The sequence below is a fragment of the Aquirufa rosea genome, assembly GCF_004118285.1.
Lineage (GTDB): Bacteria > Bacteroidota > Bacteroidia > Cytophagales > Spirosomataceae > Aquirufa > Aquirufa rosea.
Genome location: NZ_SDHY01000001.1, coordinates 430147 through 450972, shown reverse-complemented (window position 1 = coordinate 450972; position 20826 = coordinate 430147). Strand labels below are relative to the sequence as shown.

Sequence of the window (20826 nt, the reverse complement as noted above, 5' to 3'; positions counted from 1 at the left end):
GGATTTTTTTTAAATTTGCTTGGAGCTTATTTTTATAATTCTATCAAAAATATGGAATTCTCGGAAGATAACATTTCTCGTTTTGGTATTTCTTTTCAAAACCAAGAAAAGCATCAGGAAGATGTTGCTGTGGCTATAGAGGAAGAAATAGTGGCATCGCATCAACTAGTGGTTTATAATGATGAGGTAAATTCCTTTGACTATGTAATTATCACCTTGATGGAAGTTTGTGAACATAGCCCAGAACAAGCCGAACAATGCACCTTGCAAATTCATTTTAGAGGTAGATGTGGGGTAAAATCAGGGGAGTTTGATGAATTAGTAAGCATGCGAAATGAGATTTGTCGACGGGGGATTTCGGCTGAGATAGAGACTTTCGAATAAATTATGGCGATGAATGCATACCCTTCCCGGATCATAGAACAAGCAGTAGAGGAAATCTCTAAACTGCCCGGAATCGGTAAAAAATCCGCCTTGCGTTTAGCTTTACATTTGCTAAAAAGGCCTGAATCTCAATCCTTGCAATTGGCACATGCCATTGTTCAACTACGAACTGAAACGCAATTTTGTCCGCAATGTCACATGATTTCCGATGATGGGCTTTGTGGAATTTGCAGTAGCCATAAGCGAGATGAAAGTTTAGTTTGCGTGGTGGAGGATATGCGAGATGTGTTAGCTATCGAAAATACAGGCCAGTTTACTGGACTTTACCATGTGCTGGGGGGAATCATCTCTCCTCTAGCAGGTGTTTCGCCTAGTGATTTACAAATAGAATCCTTGGTTCAAAGAGTAAGCTCAGGTAAAATTACGGAAGTGATTTTGGGCTTAAGTCCCACCATGGAAGGGGATACCACGGCATTTTATTTGACCAAAAAATTAAAAGAATTTCCCATCAAAATCTCCACTATCGCCCGAGGTATTCCTATTGGAGGTGATTTGGAATATACGGATGAAATTACCCTTGGGCGAAGTATTGTCGGCCGAGTAGTATATGAATAATCTATCTTCCCAAGCTCATGAAAAGATCACATTTTTTGCAAAAAACATTCGGCCTTGTAGGAGCGAGCCTTGTTTTACCTTCCTTGGCTGCTAAGGCTTCTGATCAGAATTTAGAATCTGCACCCTTTAGTTTACCTGCCTTGGGCTATTCTTTTGATGCCCTTGAGCCTCATATTGATAAAATGACCATGGAAATTCACCATGATCGTCATCACAAGGCTTATGTGGACAATTTAAATAAGGCCGTTACAGGTACTCCCTTGGCTAGCCAGACTTTAGAATCCATGATGGGGCAAATGAGTCAACTGCCAGCAGCAGTTCGTAATAATGGGGGTGGTCATTGGAATCATAGCTTTTTTTGGAAATTGATTGGTCCAGCTACGGGATCTAAGCCCAGCGCTGAATTGGCAGCTCAGATTCAAAAGGATTTAGGTGGAATAGAAAATTTCAAAGCCGAATTTGCGAAGGCTGCTACCGGAAGATTTGGCTCTGGATGGGCCTGGCTTCTATGGAAAGAGGGTAAATTAGTGATTAGTTCCACTCCCAATCAAGACAATCCTTTGATGGATTTGGCGGAGGTGAAAGGTACACCCATATTAGCTTTGGATGTGTGGGAGCATGCCTATTATTTAAAATATCAAAACAAACGAGCAGATTACATTTCGGCATTTTGGAATGTAGTCAACTGGGATTTTGTGTCTCAGCAATTTTCATTAATAAAAAAATAAACATGTTGTTAGAAGAAATTCCTTCACTCGATTTGAATGAATTCAATTCCGGTGATCCAGTAAGAAAGGCGAAATTCGTTCAGGATTTGGGTAATGCCTTTAATACGATTGGCTTTGTGGCCATTAAAGGACATGGTTTATCGGATGATTTTACTAAGAAATTGTATCAGGAAGTAGAGCGCTTTTTTCAATCTCCCGATGCTATTAAGCAAGCCTATGAAATTCCAGGAATAGCGGGGCAAAGAGGATATGTGGGGAAAGGTAAGGAGACGGCAAAGGGTTTTAAAGTGCCTGATTTGAAGGAATTTTACCATATAGGTCAAAAACATCAAGATGATGGAGATAAGGTTTGGAGTGAATATCCTGAAAATGTTTTTCCTAAGGAATATCCGGATTTTGAAACCTATACCATAGGTGCATATCAAACCTTAGAAAATGCGGGAAAATCTCTCCTAAGAGCTATAGCCTTGTATTTAAACCTACCAGAAGATTATTTTGAGGATAAGGTTAAAAATGGTAATTCCATTTTGAGGGCTATACATTATTTTCCCATTGCCGATCCTGATTCCCTGCCGCCAGGAGCAGTTCGTGCCGCAGCGCATGGAGACATTAATTTAATTACCTTGCTCATGGGAGCATCTGCTGAAGGTTTAGAAGTCCTTCGCATGGATGGTAAATGGATTCCGATAACAGCACTTCCAGACCAAGTAGTGGTGAATGTAGGAGATATGTTGGACCGTTTGACAAACCATCATTTAAAGTCGACCATTCACCGAGTGGTGAATCCACCTCGGGAGAAAATGGGGACTTCACGTTATTCTATCCCTTTTTTCATGCATCCTAGGTCAGAAATGGATTTAACTTGTTTGGAATCTTGTGTAACTGCTGAAAATCCCAAAATGTACACTGATATGAGCGCTGGGGAATTTCTGACAGAGCGTTTAATCGAATTAGGTTTGAAAAAATAGGCCTATGTGGAGGAAGCCAAAACATATCGAATTCCTATGGGATGTTTTGTTTTTGGCGATGACTTCCTTCGGTGGTGTGCAGGTGCATATTGCGCTATTTCTCAAAAAGCTGGTTAAGGAAAAAGCCTATTTGACAGAGGATGAATTGTTTGAAATTCAGGCTCTATGTTCCTTTTTACCTGGTCCCACATCTACCCAAATGATTACAGCCATTGGTTTTAAGAGGGGTGGGGCCAATCTAGCCTATCTGACTTTGATGGCTTGGATTACTCCAGCCGTGTTTGTCATGACTTTGGCGGCCTTTGGGATGACCTATTTGAGGAATAGGGATGTTATTCAGTTTGTTACACCCGTCGGTATCGGTTTGATTTTGCAAGCAGGATGGATTATGGCGAAGAAGTTTCTTCGAGCACCCATGTACATCCTGATTTTTTTGTTCACTTTATTCACAGGATTATACATCCAGTCCCCCTTTATATTCCCCTTGTTGTTATTGATAGGTGGTCTAATTTCTTCTTTGAATTTTAAGGATTTTCCTAGGCAGAACAAGCATAAAATGATTATTCCTTGGGCTAATTTTCATTTATTTTGGGGTTTTGCTGTTTTTTTAGCGCTTTTAGGTCATTTTACAGACTATTTCCCCATTCGTATTTTTGAGAATTTTTACCGAAATGGAAGTTTGGTTTTTGGAGGAGGGCAAGTATTAGTACCCGTACTTTATACTGAATTTGTGGAATTCAAGCATTTGATTCGTGAGGACGACTTTTTGACGGGTATGACCTTGTCTCAAACTTTACCAGGTCCGGTGTTTGCCCTTACCTCTTATTTGGGAGTCTTGTTGATGAAAGATTTTGGAATAATCGGAGAATTAGCAGGAAGTGTAATTGGGGCGCTTGGAATCTTTTTGCCCGGTACCTTTTTGATTTTCTTTGTCTATCGAATCTGGGGTCAATTAAAACAATATCGTTTTATCAGGGCATCTTTACCAGGAATTCAGTCGGTGTCGGTTGGCTTAACCATTGTAGCCGTGTATACCTTTATCCATCCGATGATTTTACAAGCCAATTACATTGGATTTGGCATTATATTGGTATCCTTTCTGGTTGCTCAGATGACAAAACTCCCACCAATAGCTCTATTTCTCATAGCTTTATTGGCAGGAGTGATCGTTTCTTAACGTAATAAATTGAGTAAGTACTGTCCGTAACCACTTTTTACCAATGGCTTGGCGATGGCCTCCAATTGCTTGGCATCAATGAATCCCATGCGATAGGCCACTTCTTCAATACATCCAATCTTCATGCCTTGGCGTTCTTCTATCACTTGTACGAATTGACCAGCTTGCATTAATGAAGCAAATGTACCGGTATCTAACCAGGCAGTACCTCGATTTAATATACCTACTTTCAATTTTCCTCGCTTTAAGTATTCCTTGTTGACATCTGTGATTTCATACTCACCACGTGGTGAAGGGGCAATATTTTTAGCAATTTCGACGACCTCATTGTCATAAAAATAAAGGCCTGGTACCGCGTAGTTTGACTTCGGTTGACTAGGCTTTTCTTCAATCGATAATACTTGATTGTTTTCATCAAATTCCACTACTCCATAGCGCTCAGGGTCATTGACAGAATACGCATAGACCACACCACCCTCAGGGTCATTATTAGCTTGCAATAGCTTACTAAGTCCTGAACCATAAAATATATTATCACCTAAAACCAAGGCTACTTTATCCTTGCCAATGAATTTTTCTCCAATCACAAAAGCTTGGGCTAATCCATTGGGTTCTGGTTGTACAGCATATTCAAAACGACATCCAATTTGGGAGCCATCACCTAATAATTTTTCAAAATGAGGTAAATCATGTGGGGTGGAAATGATTAAAATTTCCCTGATTCCTGCCAACATTAAAATAGAAAGCGGATAATAAATCATGGGTTTATCATAAACCGGCATTAATTGCTTGCTAACTGCCAACGTCAATGGATGCAGACGTGTTCCTGAGCCTCCTGCTAAAATGATTCCTTTCATAATTTATCTTCCTTGATACATGTTTTGGTAATATTGTTGATAGGCACCTGAGGTAACATCTTTCAACCATTTTTCATTGGATAAGTACCAGTCTACCGTTTTCTCTAATCCTTCTGCAAATTGTAAAGATGGTTCCCAACCTAATTCATTCATGATTTTATGGGCATCAATGGCATAGCGTAAATCATGTCCAGCTCTGTCGGTGACATAGGTAATGAGTTGCTTCGAAGTACCTTCTGTTCTACCTAATTTTTTATCCATGATTTCACACAATAAATGCACCAAATCAATGTTTTTCCATTCGTTAAATCCTCCGATATTGTAGGTGTCTCCTGTCTTTCCATGATGAAAAACGGTATCAATGGCACGCGCATGATCCACTACATACAACCAATCTCTCACATTTTCACCCTTTCCATATACGGGTAAAGGTTTGTTATTGAGGATATTATGAATCATTAATGGGATTAATTTTTCTGGAAAATGGTTGGGCCCGTAATTGTTGGAACAATTGGTGATAACTGTAGGTAAACCATAAGTTTCATGAAAAGCCCTCACAAAATGATCGGAAGATGCTTTGGAGGCAGAATAAGGGGATCTTGGATCATAGGGAGTGGTTTCTAGAAAAAACTCTTCTGGATTATGAAGTTCTCCGTACACCTCATCGGTAGAAATATGATAAAACCTTTTTCCTTCCCAATGGCCAGCCCAGTGTTTTTTAGCGGCTTGCAATAAATTTACCGTACCGATAACATTGGTTTTGACAAATGCCAAAGGGTCAGAAATAGAACGGTCTACGTGGGATTCAGCGGCCAAATGGATAACGCTATCAAATTGATATTCGGTAAAAAGCGCATCAATATGAGCTTCATCGGTAATGTCTGCTTTGATAAAGTGGTAATTGGGTAAATGGGCTATGTCTTCATTATTAGCCATGTTGCCCGCATACGTTAATGCATCCAAGTTAAAAATTTGGTAATCAGGGTATTTTTGAACGAATAATCGAACTACATGAGAACCAATGAATCCGGCACCACCGGTTATGACAATTTTTTTCATAAAATTACGATTTAAGAAGCTGCTCTTGCCATTTCCACGAATCCAGTAGCGCCTCCTCTAAGCTTTTTTGAGTAGACCAATTTAGTACCTCTTTTGATTTATTAGTAGCTGCGTAAACAGCAGTTATATCTCCAGATCTACGAGGTTTAATTTCATAATGGACTTTCTTGCCAGTAGCCTTTTCAAAGGCATGGATAACTTCCAAGACAGAACTTCCCATTCCGGTGCCTATATTAAAATAATCATAATATGGAGAATCCGAATGCTTAAGTAAATAGCTAAGTGCTTTCACATGGGCCTCTGCTAGATCGCATACGTGAATGTAATCACGAATCGCCGTTCCATCTGGGGTAGGGTAATCATCTCCAAATATTTGTAATGGACCACGTATGCCTGCCACTGATTGCGTTAAAAAGGGCACTAGATTAGCTGGAGGACCTATTGGTAATTCACCAATCAAGGCACTTTTATGGGCTCCTATGGGATTAAAATAGCGTAAGGATATAGCCTTTAAATGGGCATTTTTAGCCTGGACACTGTCACGGATGATTTCCTCACAAATCTGTTTGGAATTCCCATAAGGAGAAACGGCGGGTTGTATAGGAGCAGATTCTGTTACAGGTAAACTCTCAGGTTGTCCATAGACGGTACAAGAGGAAGAAAAAACTAGATTTTTGATGCCATACTCTTGCATTTTTTCTAATAAGAGTACAGTAGCAGCCACATTATTTCTATAATATTTCAAGGGGTTTTCCACTGATTCTCCAACAGCTTTGTAAGCAGCGAAGTGAATGACCCCCTCTATGGCATATTTATTGAAAATTTGGTCATACATCGATGCATCGTTGACATCACCCTCGATACAGGTTACCTCATCTAGGGTTATTTCCTGTAAACGATCCAATACCATTGTTGAAGAATTGGCGAAATTATCAACGATAATAGGAGTGAAGCCATTTTCTTTCAAAACCACGTAGGTATGAGAGCCAATGAATCCTGCTCCTCCCGTTATTAAAATATTCATATATTGAATTGAAGCAACAATAAGTAACAAATTTAGGCTTATATTCTCTTGAAAAAAAATTATTAGCGACAACAATTATTGTAAGGGCTTATATGCTAAGTGATTTGTATTTCGTTTCATAGTCATTATTTTTGGCAATATGAATATTCAATTATGACGGAACCAGCTATCAAAGCCATGATACAATTACTGGATGACAGTGATTCTGAGGTGGTGCACCTGGTCGAACAGCAAATTCGAACCTTAGGACCGTCAATTATTCCCATGTTAGAAATGGAATGGGAACAACTAAGTCTTAATCCATTCCTTCAGGCCAAAATTGAAAATTTGATTCATGAACTACAATTGGAGTCCATGCGCAATCGCTTGGCTATATGGAAGGAATCTGGTGGAATGGATTTAATGGAAGGTATGTGGATTGTGGCTACCTATCGTTTTCCAGATTATTCCTTCGCTCAGTTGAAGACAGATTTAGATCAATTGTATTATGAAGTATGGCCACAAATAAGGGAAAATCTTCATCCCATGGATCAGATTAAGGTATTGAATGGAGTGATTTTTGATCAATTGAAATTTGGTGCTAATACCAAAAACTTTCATGCGGCCAATAATTCCTACATCAATGTGGTATTAGAAACCAAAAAGGGCAATCCAATCAGTTTGTGTGTCATTTACATGTGGATAGCTCAGCGCTTAGGCTTTCCGGTTTACGGAGTAAACTTGCCAAATTTGTTTGTTTTGACTTACAAACAAAAAGGACTTCAGTTTTATATCAATGTATTTAATAAAGGATTGATTTTTAATCGAGTAGACATTGATAATTACTTGGCGCAATTGAATTTAGCCCCCAATGAAATCTATTATAATCCTTGTTCCAATTTGGAAATTATTCGTCGTGTACTCAGAAATCTGATCATGGCTTATGACAAAGCAGGTGATGAGGAACATAAGAATGAGTTAAGTCAAATGATAGATTCCTTGGATTAATTTCTGAGGACTAAGCTGACTATGAAATTTGGGAATTCTTCTTGCCTGACTTCATAGCTCGTGTTTTCTTCCCTAAAAACATGTCCTTGTCTTACAGGATATTCAAAGTCAAAGCTAATTTCATTCTTGAAATCCAATCCAGCTTGTTGGTGCGCCTTGTAAAGGGCTTCTTTTACAGTCCAGGCAGCTATTAATTTTTGAGTATCTTCTCTTGCCCAATCTAATTCTTTGGCAGATAGGAATCTGGGAGCAATGTGCTGAATTTTGCGATCTTTTCTCTCTAAATCTATTCCAATTGGTCGATGAAGGCTGATACAGGCCGAGACAAATGGAAAGGAGTGGCTAATGCTAATATGATAATTAGAATCTTTTAAATAAGGTCTTTGACTGGCAGTTTTGACCAATTCTAGTGGCTCTGTTTGTACATCTTTTACCAGTTGCCATAAACAATAACGGGCCGCGAGGGATTCCAATAGCTTTTGTGCATGCGCATTTTCAGGTGGAAGCGTTTTTTTCCATTTCTCTGGAATGTTTTGGAAAAAGGACGTGCTTTCCTTGATTTCCCACATCATCCATTTAACGTGGGGCGAAGCTAGCGCTATTCCTGGGAAAATTTGAGGCATGGATGAACGTATTTGCTCGCAAAATTAGCATTTTTGTGATCAAATAATTAGATCATGCAAATTGAGCGAATAGATACTTTTTCTGGGCATCGAGGGCCAATCTATGCTTTAGCTTCAGGTGAACAGTCCAACGAGTTTTATTCAGCGGGTTCAGATGGTTGGGTGGTTCAGTGGAATTTACAGAAACCAGATGTGGGTAAGGTGGTGGCGCAAATCAATGGATCTATTTATGCTATGAAGCGAGATCAGCATGGTGTCCTATGGGTAGCTCAGAATTACGATGGCATACATGGGATTCAACTATCTAATCAGGAGAGAATCTTTTCGATAGGCCTAGGTAAAATTTCCATTTACGATTTATTGTTTACCAATGGACAATTATGGGTAGCGCATCAGGATGGATTAATAACGGTAATTGATGAAGCTTCTCGACAAATTGTTAAACACATTAAATCAAGTGATAAAAGTGTTAGGACTTTGGTGTTATTGCCCCAAAATAAAATTGCTGCCGGCTACAGTGATGGTTTTATACGGGTGTTTAATCAAGCTTTTGAACTAGAATATGCTTGGAAAGCCCATGAGGGAAGTGTTTTTTCATTGCACTTTTGGGAACCTGGTCAAGAAATTCTTTCCGTAGGAAAAGATGCTCGAATTAAAAAGTGGGATTTACCAAGCCAATCTACTGGACAAATTGCTAAATCTGAAGTGATTGCGCACATGTATGCCATCCATGATATTGATTTTCATCCCAATAAAGATTTGTTTGCTACGGCTAGTATGGATAAAACCATTAAAATTTGGAATGCGGCAGACTTGACGCTTTTGAAAGTGATTGATGCGGCGAGATATGGGGGTCATAAAAATTCGGTTAATAAACTAATTTGGACTCCATTTGAAGATCAATTAGTCTCAGCCTCAGATGATAAAAATATTTCCGTTTGGAAAATTCATTAAAGATTTTTTCTATTTTAGCAGATTATGGAGCATATATACCAACTACCTGAAGCATCTTTTTCTAAATCCTTCCGTGGATATGATGTGGCTGATGTCCAAGATTATTTATTTCGATTAGAGGAATACCATCAATCCAATCAACGAAGTAGGGAGCGCTTGGAGACTAGGATCGCGGAATTGGAAAAAGAGTTAAATCGATTGAGAGAAGCTGAATCATCGATGTTGAAAGCAGTCCAGTTAGCTGAAGAAGCACAGATAAATTGGAAACAAAAAGCGGAGAAAGATGCTGCCATTGCTTTAGAAAAGGTGAAGAATGATTCAAAAAGTATCATAGAAACCGCTGAAAAGGAAGCTGCCAAAATAAGACTTTTGGCTGAAGGGGAGGCCAAGCAAATTTCTTTACAAACTCATCAAGCTATCAAGGAACAAGAGCGGATTTTATTGGGACTTCAAGAGGCGCAAAAAGAGATAGCCGAACAATTAATGGGGATATCCGAGAAGACGCTATTACAAATTAAAAATTGGTCAGTTTCTCAAGAAAGTTTGCCTCAGGTAAATCAGATTGAAGTAAAAGCTACTACATCGAGGAAGGCTCCAAAAGCAGTTTCCATTCAGCCTAATAAAGCAAAAAAAACTGCTAAGAAAAGCCCGTTAAAAATTGCCAAAGCCAAGCCAGGAAGGCCTAAGGCAAAATCTTTGCCCAAAACCGCAGATGCTGCGCCAGTGAAGAGAGGCAGGAAACCCAAAGTAAATCAAGCTGATCAGGCTCTTAAGCCTATTACTGCGAATAAAACAAAACCTAAGAAAAAAGCTTTAAACCCGAGTTCTTTAACCCCAGATGACAGTTTGCCCACTTTGAATAAGGTCTTGGAGGCATACGCTAAATCGTCTGGACCTCAAGGGAAAATAAGCGAGATTAATTAGTATGGATTTGTACCATGTGGCTTGGAAAGGCTTAAGGATGTATGCTTACCACGGATATTTTCCGGAAGAAAGAATTTTGGGAAGCTGGTATGAGTTAGATATTCAAATTGGATTATTGACTCCTTCAACCTTGGGCGATGATTTGAGTCAGACAGTGGATTATAGTCAGGTTTATCAGATTTGTCGACAAATCATGAATGAGCCCGTAGATTTATTGGAAACAATCGTTGAAAAAATAGGCAAGCAATTGACTATACAATGGCCTCGAATAAAAACATTGGAAATTAGTTTAAAAAAAGAAAATCCCCCTTTGGGCTTGTCTAAAGGAGATTCTTGCATTATTTGGACTAAAACATTGGAATAGATTTTGGGTTTATAAATACCATACAAACTTCATTACGAAATGCGTCATCAAGTAACAATCAAGGATATTGCCAAGCAGTTGAATGTTTCTGTTGCGACCGTTTCAAGGGCCTTAAGGGACTTGCCAGACATTCATCCTGATACTAAAAAATTGGTCCTCGATTTAGCCAAAGAGTGGGATTATCAGCCTAATTTGCTAGCGACCAGTCTGGTTAAAAGTAAAACCAAGACCCTGGGTATCATTGTGCCTGATTTAGGTTATTATTTCTTCTCAACTGTTATTAAACATATAGAAGAAGCAGCTGTCAAGGCAGGTTATAGTTTATTGATTACTCAAACACAGGAATCATATGAACGGGAATTAACCAATATCCAAAACTTATCCAGGGGGCAAGTGGATGGTATAATTATTTCTCTTTCCCGGGAAACTAGTAATTTTGAGCATTTGACCAGGTTGCAAAGAAGAGGGATCCCATTGGTATTTTTTGATCGAAATTGTGAAGACATTGAGGCGTCCAAAGTCATGGTAGATAATGAGCAATCTGCCTATGAGGCGGTGAAACACCTCATTGAAAACGGCTGCAAGAGAATTGCGTTTTTGGCTGGTCCTAAGAATGTTTCAGTGAGTAACCAGCGTAGAATTGGGTATATTCATGCTTTAGAAGAAGCCGGATTACCTGTTGATCCAAGTTTAATTCTTCATTCCGATTATTATCAAGACACGGCTCGCTCTCAGACACATTTATTGATGCAACAGGAGCAAAGGCCTGATGGGATCTTGGTGGTTTCCGATCGACTAGCCATTGGGGTTTTGACGGCACTTAAAGAATTAAAAATAAAGGTTCCTGAAGATGTAAAAATAGTGAGTTTCAACAATGAGCCTATTTGTCAAGTAATTTCTCCTACCATTACCTCGGTTTCTCAACCTTTAGATGAAATAGGAAGAATAGCTGTAGAATTACTTTTGGCGCAAATAGAACAAAAGACAGGAGAGGCCATTCCTAAAATAGAGGTATTAAAGACTCAATTGATAATCAGGGAATCTTCTACCCATCTTTATTAATGTATCAGCTTCAAAGTGTAGCTTTTGCCTTTCAGACGGTATTCCAAAATATATTGCCCTGTCGGGAGTCCATCCATGACGCTTTGATCTATAAAGCCTTCTTTTTGGATGGATTTCCAAGTACGACCTAATAAATCATATATTTCCAGGGACTCAAAAGGCTGATGGATTAATTCTTCCCATTTGGTGGTTCCTAGTGGAGGATTGACAGTAATTTCAAAGCTGTCTTGTAAGCATTTCTGAGTATCAGTAACAGTATAAGTGCTTGTTTTTAAGGGCCTTAGGTTGATTTTTTGTGATTTTTCACCACTTGACCAAACGTAAGAGTTGGCCGGGCCTGGCCAGGAGGCTTTTAATTCAATCGGATCATAGGCATTGATGGTCTTTTTGGTGATTTTATTGACTTCTTTAAAAATGGTGAATTGGTCTAAAACTTCACCTTCCTCGTCAATAAACTTGGCATCCAAGCGATTATCTTCTATATCGATGGCCATAGAGCCACCGCGTTTATCCAAGGAATATTCCATGACAGGATGGGGCCAGTTGAAACGATGTGCGGCAGTTTGTCCACCACAACCATTGACTACATAAGTCGTGCCTTTTTTCTTAGGTTCAACGTTTTGAAACACATAAGCACAGGATTTATCGCTGCCATCGTATCGGCCAGAAGAATTGAAAGGCCAATTTTTCTCTGGGCTAAACTCGCTAGATAGGCCATATTGCTCTCGTAAAGGCCTAGATCTTTCATATACGTGACTATGGCCAGACATCACTAAATCAACGCCGTATTCGTCAAAAACACGAGTTAGGTAATCTCGAAGTTTGATGATTTCCCCACTGACATCTGAATCATAAGTGCCTTTGGTATAGACAGGAAAATGGAAATAAATGATTTTCCAATCTTGCTTGGTGGCTTTTAAATCTTCTTTCAGCCAATTTAATTGAATGTTATTTTCTTGGTCAAATATTCTAAAATTATCCTTTCCCCATGCATAAGAGTCCAAAACAACCAAGTGAACATTGCCGTAATCATACGAGTAATAAGCCTCAGAATTGGAAGGAATGCCCCCTAATTCACCTTGACTAGGTAAGGTGAAGTTTTGATAATAAGCCATATTGGAATCATCTTGCTGATATGGAAATGCTTGATTATCGTAATCATGATTACCCGTGGAAGGGAATAAAGCGGTCTGGCGGAGCAGAGGACCAGCGTGATAAGGGTTAAAAAAGTCTTCTTGCCAACAGCCATCACTACCACCACAATAGATATTATCTCCCATAGTAATGAATAGGTTGGTATAATTCGATTTTTGTCGATTTACATAGGCATTATATATTTTCCTTTGGGTTTCACCTGCCGCCATATCACCCACAGAGAAAATTGAAATTTTATCTTTTGAGCCTACAGTGGGTGCCGTTTTAAAAAAATAGGAGCTATCCCCTAAGGCCACTTGGTCATTGATGTGGATGCGGTAATAATACTTGGTATTGGCTTGGAGAGAGGAAACAGCTACGGTGTGCTCACTTACCTTGTTGGTGCTTTTAATGGATGGATTGAAGGTCTTACCATCGGTACTAATACTTATTTCGGATAATGTGGCTTGATCAGTTCTGTATCGAATTAAAACGGAATTGGATTTGGCTAATTGAATGTAAGGTGCGCGAATGATTTTTTGAGCCCAAGTATTAGTTGACAGAGTCCATAAAATGACCAGAGAAAACAATCCTGTCAGTCTAGATTGGGAAATATAACTTAATTTAAGAAAAATCATAAGTAGAAGTAATGCATAAAGTTAATGACAAAGCTTAAATATTCTTAGGCCTCAGTCGAATTTGCGATTTGATTGAGGGTTATTGCTGAATTTTTCTAGGTTTTAGTCAAAATAGCACATGTGAAAAACGATTATTGTTTAAGCTAATTGTCCAGATAACATGAAATTAGATATAAAAATCCCCATTTTTCTTGGTTTTAAATCTGGGAATTGCTAAGCCAGTTTGGTAGCACTAATTTGACTATGAAATTTCTTCAGACTTCCAAAAAATAATGCCTTTCTAAAGGTAATTTCCCCAAACATTTTTATTGGCAATTTGTGGTGATTTATCTTGGAAAAATTGGCATAATTAATGATATTTGTAGTTAATGAAAATCTCTCATTTCCGCTAAATTTTTTGTGTAAAGGAATGAGATATTTCAGTGTATCAAACTATAATTTATGTCAGTATCAACCAATATTATCCCGATCAACATTGAAGATGAAATGAGAGGGGCCTACATTGATTATTCAATGTCAGTAATTGTGTCTCGTGCCTTGCCAGATGTGCGAGATGGATTAAAGCCAGTGCATAGGCGAGTGTTGTTTGGAATGGAGGAGTTGGGAGTAAGTTATAATAAGGCATATAAAAAATCGGCTCGTATTGTCGGGGAGGTACTAGGAAAGTATCACCCACACGGTGATTCATCAGTATATGATACCATGGTTCGTATGGCACAAGATTGGTCCTTGCGTTATCCATTGGTTGATGGCCAGGGTAACTTTGGTTCGGTGGATGGAGATTCTCCAGCTGCCATGCGTTATACGGAGGCGAGATTGAAGCGAATAGCTGACGAAATGTTGTCGGATTTAAACAAAGAAACGGTTGATTTTCAGCCGAATTTCGACGACTCTTTGGAGGAGCCAACCGTTTTACCGTCTAAGATTCCCAATTTATTATTGAATGGAACTTCGGGTATTGCAGTAGGTATGGCTACCAACATGGCTCCCCATAATTTATCTGAAGTAGTAGATGGCATTTCGGCTTATATAGATAACCGTGATATTACTATTGGCGAGTTGATGCAATACATCAAGGCGCCAGATTTTCCAACCGGAGGAACCATATATGGGGTACAGGGTATAAAGAATGCCTTTGAAACCGGTCGTGGTCGTATTGTAGTTCGTGGAAATGCTACATTTGAAACATCTAAATCAGGTAAGGAGCAAATCATAGTTTCTGAGATTCCTTATATGGTAAATAAGGCATCCTTGATTAAGCAATGTGCTGATTTAGTGAATGATAAGAAAATTGAGGGTATTTCAGAGATTCGTGATGAATCAGACCGTCAAGGTATGCGCATCGTGTTTGATTTGAAAAGGGATGCGGTAGCCAATGTAGTATTGAACAATCTTTACAAGCATACTGCTCTTCAATCCTCCTTCAGTGTGAACAATGTGGCTTTGGTGAAAGGCCGCCCCATGATGCTTAATTTGAAGGATTTGATCCATCATTTTGTAGAGCATAGAAATGAAATTATTGTTCGTAGAACACAATACGATTTACGTGAAGCTCGTAAAAGGGCACATATATTAGAAGGTTTCATCATTGCATTAGATAATTTAGATGCAGTGATTAAATTGATTCGTGAGTCCAAGGATCCTAGTTCGGCACAAGAGGGCTTGATGAGCACTTTTAACTTGTCTGAGATTCAAGCGAAGGCCATATTGGAGATGCGTTTACAGCGTCTTACAGGTATGGAGCGTGAGAAAATCATGAATGAGTATGCTGAGATTATGAAGTTGATTGATGATTTGGAAGATATTTTGGCTAAACCAGAGCGTCAATTACAAATCATCAAAGATGAATTGGCTGAGATGAAGTCACGTTATGGAGATGAGCGTAGAACGCAAATCAATATGACTGATGATGAGTTCTCGGTAGAGGATATGATTGCTGATGAGGAAATGTTAATTACCGTTTCAGCTCAGGGTTATATCAAGCGTACTCCAATTACTGAATACAGAGCCCAGACAAGGGGAGGAGTAGGTTCCAGAGCGGTGGCAACGAAGGATGATGATTACACAGAACACCTATTTACAGCCACCATGCATAACTGGTTGCTATTCTTCACAGAAAGAGGTAAATGCTTCTGGTTAAGAGTATATGCTGTTCCTGAAGGTTCTAAGGTATCTAAAGGACGTCCAATTCAGAATTTGATGAATATTGAAAACGGGGATAGCATCCGTGCCGTGATCAATGTGAAGTCGATCACGGATCCAGACTATGTGGACAATAATTTTATTGTCATGTGCACAGAAGATGGTACCATCAAGAAAACGAGCCTAGAGGCTTATTCTCGTCCTCGTCAAAATGGAATCATTGCCATCACCATCCGAGAAGGAGACCGTTTATTAGATGTGGCCTTGACCAATGGAAATAACCAAATTGTGATTGCTACTAATACCGGTCGTTCAGTTCGATTCGAGGAAACGCGTGTTCGTCCGATGGGTCGATCTGCTGCAGGTGTGAAAGGTATTTGGATTGATGAGGAAAATGCGGAAGAGAAAGTGATTGGTATGGTTTGTGTATCGGATCCAGAAGTTCAACAGTTATTAGTTGTATCAGAAAAAGGATTTGGTAAGCGTTCGGAGGTAGAGGATTACCGATTGACCAACCGTGGTGGCAAAGGGGTTAAGGCCTTAAATATCACTGAAAAGACGGGTAACTTGGTAGCTATCAAAGAGGTGAATGATAATAATGATTTGATGATCATTACGAAAGCAGGTATTTTGATTCGTACCAGTGTGGCTGAATTGAGGGTGATGGGAAGAAATACACAAGGAGTGAAGTTGATACGTTTGAAAAACGAATCTGACGAAATTTCTTCAGTTACTAAAATTGATAAAGAGCCTGAATTAGAAGAGACGGATGCTGTAGAGGGAATTATTCCTATCGTAGAGAACACCGAAAACGCTTCAGAAGCAGGTAAAGAAGGGGAGGATTTTGGTACAGAAGATGAAACTTTAACAGAAGAATAATAATTTTATCGTCCCGGGGTGAAATTCGGGCTATTTTTTAATTTAATAATCACATGAAAAAACTAGTTTTAACCCTGTTCACTGTGGCAATGGCCGCGGGTACGACCTTTGCTCAAGCGGACAAAGCTTTGGTAGAGGCTCAGAAAAAATCAATCGCGGATGCCGTTAAAAAGTCAGACGAAGAGGCAAAGAAAGCTCCTACTAAGGCTAAATCATGGTTAAACCGTGCAGTGGCTTACATCGACTTAGCTTCATTCCCTGATTCGACATTTGCTTTAACGGACGCAGATGCAGCTTTCAAGGCAATTGAATACATCAATGAAGCGGTAAAGTTGGATACGAAGGACGGTAAAAAAGGTTCAACCGCTAAAGATGCAGAGAAATTGATCGAGGACAAGAAAGTGTATTCAGCTTTGATGAATATGGGAGTAATCAAATACCAAGGAAAAGATTACAAAAATTCCTTGAAATACATGGCTAAAGCCTCTGAATTGACTCCAAAGGATACTACTTCAGCAATGTATACAGGTGTAGTAGCCCAATTATCTCAGAATGACGAAGTGGCACAAACTGCCTACGAGCGCTATATGGGAATAGGAGGGAAGGACGTAGCCATCATCTATGGTTTGTCTCAAATTTACAAGAACAAAAAGCAAGAGGATAAAGCTTTAGCTTTAATTGACCAGGGTATTGCCATTTATCCAACTAGCAAGGATTTGAAGAATGAAAAATTCAATATGTTGATTTCTTTTAACCGCATTGATCAAGCTATTGAGCAATTAAAGAAGACAATTGCATCCGATCCTAAAGATGCGATGTCATTATTGAACATTGGTTTGTTGTATGAAAATAAAATCAATGGAATGAATGAAGAGGTTCGTCATATCTTAGATAAAACAGTTAAAGTAGACGAGGCGAAACGCAAGATTGCAGCTCAGAAGGAACAAGTAGCTGCTTTTACTGAGGAAATTACTCGTAACAGAGCTAAACTTAAAACAGCTCAACCTAAGCAAAAAGCGGCTATAAATACACAAATAGCTCAATTAGACGCCACAGTTAAGGAGCAAAATAGTAAATTAGATGGCTTGAAGGCTGAATTGGCGAAGGCTGAATCTGAAGTGGGTGATGCCGCTCAAAATGCGGCTAAATTGGCTGATTTAAATGCCAAAGTTGATGCGTTGAAGTCAGAGGTTCCAGGATTCTACACTAAAGCTTTAGCTATTGATGGAAATTATTATGATGCACTTTATCAAATGGGAGCTTTCCGTTACAACGAGGCTGCTGAGATTAAGAAGCGCGTTAATGCCATGGATATGGAAACTTACAAGAAAGATGGAAAGGCTGTAGAAGCTCAAATTTCCACGAAATACAATGAAGCCTTACCATATTTTGAAAAAGCGTATTCTGTAAAGAAAGATGAGGATTTAAAAGAAATCTTAAAGCAAGTTTACCGCGAGCTTAAGATGGAAAGTAAATTGGCTGAGTTAGATAAATAAATTTAACTCAAAGTTATTTGAAAGCCCAGTCTACGGATTGGGCTTTTTTTTTGATGCAATGAGAATGAAGAATCTAGAATTGAGTATGTAGAATGATTTGGGGGACCTATCTTAAATAATCTATTTAACATAATATAAATTATATAACATTTTATTTAAATGTTTAAAAGAATGTATTTGGATTGCAGAAATTGGCCATTCTCTTTAATTTATGATATTGGAATTTTTAGCTTAATGTTTTCCTTGCGATAAGGAAATGCTAAACTCAGTCCATTCATTTGGATTGGATTGCACTTGGATGGTGCCATAATGTAAATGTATGATTCTCTCTACGAGGGATAATCCAATTCCATAGCCTTTGGATGAAGCCGTATTTTCACCTCTGAAAAATGGCTGAAAAATATAGGGTAAATCTGATTTTGGAATGCCTTTTCCTTCGTTTTTAACGCGAACATTGATGGTTTGATGGTGTACACGCAATCCAACAAAAGCACAGTGTTTAGGGCTAAATTTGCAGGCATTTTCCATTAAATTTTTAATGGCCGTTAAAATTAATTTCTCGTCACCACGTATCATCAGTTCTTCCTCATCATCTGGCATGAAGGATGTATCAATGTTTACCTTGTAATTGGCATTAAGTTTTTGCGTTAAGCTTCTTGCTTCCCAAATGATTTCATCGATTCGAATTAATTGAAAACTAGCTTGGTAATCGGATACACTTATTTTATTTAATTCCAACAAGGATTCCGTAATGGCGGCTAATTCTTGCGTATCCTCCAGAACTGAGGCGATTGTTTCCTTATAATCTTCGGCGGCTCGTTCTTTTAATAAACTTACTTCCAGTTGCGAAGAAATTTTTGTCAATGGATTCTTCAGTTCATGTGATACGTTCGCAATAAACGTTTTTTGCAGTTTAAAGGCATTCTCAATGCGTTCCAGCAAGCGATTGATGGTAGACACCATCTTCCCTATTTCATCCTCAGAATCAGAGGATTCCAGCCTTTCTTCCAGCCTTTTGGGTGAAAGATTATCTACTTGTTTGATGACTTCAGAAATGGGATTTACGGCCCTTCCAGCAAAGAACCATCCTGAAATAACCACGATGAATACAAATAAAAGGAATAAAGCTATGAGGATATTCTTTAAATCTTTGGCATTTTCCGCGGAATATTGATCCACAGCTCCAGCAAATACTACAATTCTACCTTCAGGAGTGGCAAATACGGTACCTAGAATTTCAATATCTTCATAGGCAAATCGAACTTCTTTTTTTTGTCGAACTTCTTTGACCCGATTGACATCAATATGAAACGATATGGTATCATTAGATCGATAAATTCGCTCATTGCAGGTATCATAGGCCATGATATTCTCTCTAAATAGAATATCTCGATTGGCGCGGTCAATGATTCGTAATAACTTGGAATCTACTTGATTTACATTGACCAAGAGTTCAGCAGCTGTATTTGCTTTTTGCCTTAAACGAGAATAAAAATTCTCCTTGTAGTTCTGCTGCGAGAAAATATATATAATGAGATAGGATACGAATAATATCGCAGAGACCAAATAGGTAAATTGATAAGTTAATCGTGAGCGTATCTGCATGATATCTTATTCTTGTCGAAGGATATATCCCATACCAAATTGCGTATGAATCAATTTAGTGGGAAAATTTTTATCTACTTTTTTACGTAAATAGTTGACATACACCTCTATCAGGTTGGAGGAGTTTTCATCTTCCACTTCCCAAATATTTTCTGCAATCTCCATTTTAGAAATGACTTTCTCTTGATTTTTCATAAGGTATTCCAAGAGCTGAAATTCCTTAGCTGTTAAATTAATTTTTTGGCCAGAACGAGTCACCAATTTACTGTTCAGATCTAATTCTAAATCAGCGAATTTAAGTACTTGGGAATCTAGTAAAGTCTGATTAGAACGTTTAATCAGAGCCTTCACACGTGCCATAAACTCCTTGAAATCAAAGGGTTTGGCTAAATAGTCATCTGCCCCAGCCTCAAATCCTATTAATTTATCATCGGTGGTGCTCAGTGCAGTTAGCATCAATATAGGAGTTTGTATGCCCAAACTTCTCAGTTCTTTGCATAGCTCAATCCCATTCATTCCAGGAATGATGATGTCGGAAACAATGAGCTGGTAGGAGTTTCTGGTGGCCAATTGTTTACCCATGAGGCCATCATATGCTACTTCTACTTCATAATTGTTTTCCTCCAATCCCCTTTTGAGAGACTGTACGGTTTTGGGTTCATCTTCAATAAGTAAAATTCGAATCATCCCAAGATATCTTTTAGATTAGCTGGCGAATAAGCGATGGATTTTAAAACTTTGTTGTCAGATTTCCGGTACACCTTCCAAAGCCCATGCTCTTCTTTTATTTCGGCTTCTGTACCATCTTTCATGAAATAATATTCTACCGTTTTTTCTGCTTCTTCCAAGCTTTTACAGGCCTTGGACATGTTGGATCTTTGTACTTCATTGAATAAATCCACAAATTTTTCCCCTAAACCAAATTCCAAAACAGCCCCAGATAAAACGTATTGTAAATCACAGAGCGCATCGGCTATTTCTACTAAATCGCGGTCTTGAATGGCTTGTTTAAGTTCCTCTAATTCTTCAGCCAATAAACTCACTCTCAATTGGCAACGATCCTCCGATGGGATACATGGTTGAGCCAAAATAGGAGCTCCAAATGTTTCATGAAATAAGGCAACTTGATTGAGGGAATCTATTTTCTTCATAAGGATTATCTAATTGATTAAAATTAATCAAATAATTGCGGGTATGAAAATCAAT

The 20826-nt window shown here is 38.7% G+C and carries 20 protein-coding genes; 12 read left to right on the top strand and 8 right to left on the bottom strand.

Annotation, left to right across the window (positions count from 1 at the left end; all coding sequences use genetic code 11):
- The first annotated feature begins 51 nt into the window (after window positions 1–51).
- Genes ESB04_RS02010 through ESB04_RS01990 form a run of 5 tightly spaced genes read left to right on the top strand, consistent with a single transcriptional unit; the run spans window position 52 to window position 3872 of the window.
- A complete protein-coding gene (locus tag ESB04_RS02010; protein WP_129025725.1) occupies window positions 52–384 on the top strand; it encodes an ATP-dependent Clp protease adaptor ClpS in 333 nt (110 codons plus the stop codon).
- 3 nt (window positions 385–387) lie between these two features.
- A complete protein-coding gene (gene recR / locus ESB04_RS02005) occupies window positions 388–999 on the top strand; it encodes a recombination mediator RecR (protein ID WP_394343737.1) in 612 nt (203 codons plus the stop codon).
- Between the two features lie 17 nt (window positions 1000–1016).
- Window positions 1017–1727 carry a superoxide dismutase gene (locus ESB04_RS02000; protein WP_129025721.1) on the top strand — a complete coding sequence of 237 codons (711 nt, stop codon included), beginning with the start codon at window positions 1017–1019 and terminating at the stop codon, window positions 1725–1727.
- A gap of 2 nt (window positions 1728–1729) precedes the next feature.
- Window positions 1730–2695, top strand: a complete 966-nt coding sequence (locus ESB04_RS01995) for an isopenicillin N synthase family dioxygenase (protein WP_129025719.1) — start codon at window positions 1730–1732, stop codon at window positions 2693–2695.
- A gap of 4 nt (window positions 2696–2699) precedes the next feature.
- Window positions 2700–3872 carry a chromate transporter gene (locus ESB04_RS01990; protein WP_129025717.1) on the top strand — a complete coding sequence of 391 codons (1173 nt, stop codon included), beginning with the start codon at window positions 2700–2702 and terminating at the stop codon, window positions 3870–3872.
- Here the strand turns inward: ESB04_RS01990 and rfbA are convergent.
- From rfbA to galE, 3 genes are read right to left on the bottom strand one after another with little or no spacing between them, the layout of a single operon-like run.
- On the bottom strand, window positions 3869–4729 hold the full coding sequence (gene rfbA / locus ESB04_RS01985) for a glucose-1-phosphate thymidylyltransferase RfbA (RefSeq protein ID WP_129025715.1): 861 nt from the start codon (window positions 4727–4729) through the stop codon (window positions 3869–3871). The two genes, ESB04_RS01990 and rfbA, sit on opposite strands and share 4 nt — an antisense overlap.
- Before the next feature lie 3 nt (window positions 4730–4732).
- A complete protein-coding gene (rfbB, locus tag ESB04_RS01980; protein WP_129025713.1) occupies window positions 4733–5788 on the bottom strand; it encodes a dTDP-glucose 4,6-dehydratase in 1056 nt (351 codons plus the stop codon).
- Window positions 5789–5792: 4 nt separating this feature from the next.
- The gene (gene galE / locus ESB04_RS01975) at window positions 5793–6812 is read right to left on the bottom strand and encodes a UDP-glucose 4-epimerase GalE (RefSeq protein ID WP_129025710.1); all 1020 of its coding nucleotides are present in this window, start codon (window positions 6810–6812) and stop codon (window positions 5793–5795) included.
- A gap of 153 nt (window positions 6813–6965) precedes the next feature.
- Here galE and ESB04_RS01970 point away from each other — a divergent pair, with 153 nt between their 5' ends.
- A complete protein-coding gene (locus ESB04_RS01970) occupies window positions 6966–7799 on the top strand; it encodes a transglutaminase-like domain-containing protein (protein WP_129025708.1) in 834 nt (277 codons plus the stop codon).
- On the opposite strand, the gene ESB04_RS01965 is transcribed toward ESB04_RS01970, so the two are convergent.
- Window positions 7796–8422 carry a 4'-phosphopantetheinyl transferase family protein gene (locus ESB04_RS01965; protein ID WP_129025707.1) on the bottom strand — a complete coding sequence of 209 codons (627 nt, stop codon included), beginning with the start codon at window positions 8420–8422 and terminating at the stop codon, window positions 7796–7798. The genes ESB04_RS01970 and ESB04_RS01965 overlap by 4 nt on opposite strands.
- A 54-nt stretch (window positions 8423–8476) precedes the next feature.
- Between ESB04_RS01965 and ESB04_RS01960 the strand changes: the two genes are divergently transcribed.
- The 4 genes from ESB04_RS01960 to ESB04_RS01945 are packed head-to-tail and all read left to right on the top strand — an operon-like array spanning window position 8477 to window position 11726.
- Window positions 8477–9376, top strand: coding sequence for a WD40 repeat domain-containing protein (locus ESB04_RS01960; protein WP_129025705.1), 900 nt, complete (start codon window positions 8477–8479; stop codon window positions 9374–9376).
- A 24-nt stretch (window positions 9377–9400) separates the two neighbouring features.
- Window positions 9401–10300 (top strand): DivIVA domain-containing protein, encoded by a 900-nt coding sequence (locus ESB04_RS01955; protein WP_129025703.1) that lies wholly within the window; start codon window positions 9401–9403, stop codon window positions 10298–10300.
- A gap of 1 nt (window position 10301) precedes the next feature.
- The gene (locus ESB04_RS01950; RefSeq protein ID WP_129025701.1) at window positions 10302–10664 is read left to right on the top strand and encodes a dihydroneopterin aldolase; all 363 of its coding nucleotides are present in this window, start codon (window positions 10302–10304) and stop codon (window positions 10662–10664) included.
- Window positions 10665–10703: 39 nt separating this feature from the next.
- A complete protein-coding gene (locus ESB04_RS01945; RefSeq protein WP_129025699.1) occupies window positions 10704–11726 on the top strand; it encodes a LacI family DNA-binding transcriptional regulator in 1023 nt (340 codons plus the stop codon).
- Here ESB04_RS01945 and ESB04_RS01940 read toward each other — a convergent pair.
- Window positions 11723–13498, bottom strand: coding sequence for a metallophosphoesterase (locus ESB04_RS01940; RefSeq protein WP_129025697.1), 1776 nt, complete (start codon window positions 13496–13498; stop codon window positions 11723–11725). The genes ESB04_RS01945 and ESB04_RS01940 overlap by 4 nt on opposite strands.
- A 441-nt stretch (window positions 13499–13939) precedes the next feature.
- On the opposite strand from ESB04_RS01940, the gene gyrA reads away from it, so the two are divergent.
- Both gyrA and ESB04_RS01930 read left to right on the top strand, forming a co-directional pair.
- Entirely contained in the window at window positions 13940–16519 is a 2580-nt protein-coding gene (gene gyrA / locus ESB04_RS01935) for a DNA gyrase subunit A (protein WP_129025695.1), read from the top strand.
- Window positions 16520–16572: 53 nt separating this feature from the next.
- Window positions 16573–18015, top strand: a complete 1443-nt coding sequence (locus ESB04_RS01930) for a tetratricopeptide repeat protein (protein WP_129025693.1) — start codon at window positions 16573–16575, stop codon at window positions 18013–18015.
- A gap of 231 nt (window positions 18016–18246) precedes the next feature.
- Here the strand turns inward: ESB04_RS01930 and ESB04_RS01925 are convergent, their stop codons facing one another.
- From ESB04_RS01925 to ESB04_RS01915, 3 genes are read right to left on the bottom strand one after another with little or no spacing between them, the layout of a single operon-like run.
- Window positions 18247–19620 carry a HAMP domain-containing sensor histidine kinase gene (locus tag ESB04_RS01925; protein WP_129025691.1) on the bottom strand — a complete coding sequence of 458 codons (1374 nt, stop codon included), beginning with the start codon at window positions 19618–19620 and terminating at the stop codon, window positions 18247–18249.
- 6 nt (window positions 19621–19626) lie between these two features.
- The gene (locus ESB04_RS01920) at window positions 19627–20304 is read right to left on the bottom strand and encodes a response regulator transcription factor (RefSeq protein WP_129026137.1); all 678 of its coding nucleotides are present in this window, start codon (window positions 20302–20304) and stop codon (window positions 19627–19629) included.
- Window positions 20304–20771 (bottom strand): pyrophosphohydrolase domain-containing protein, encoded by a 468-nt coding sequence (locus ESB04_RS01915; RefSeq protein WP_129025689.1) that lies wholly within the window; start codon window positions 20769–20771, stop codon window positions 20304–20306. Before ESB04_RS01915 ends, ESB04_RS01920 begins: the two co-directional genes overlap by 1 nt.
- Window positions 20772–20826 lie beyond the last annotated feature (55 nt).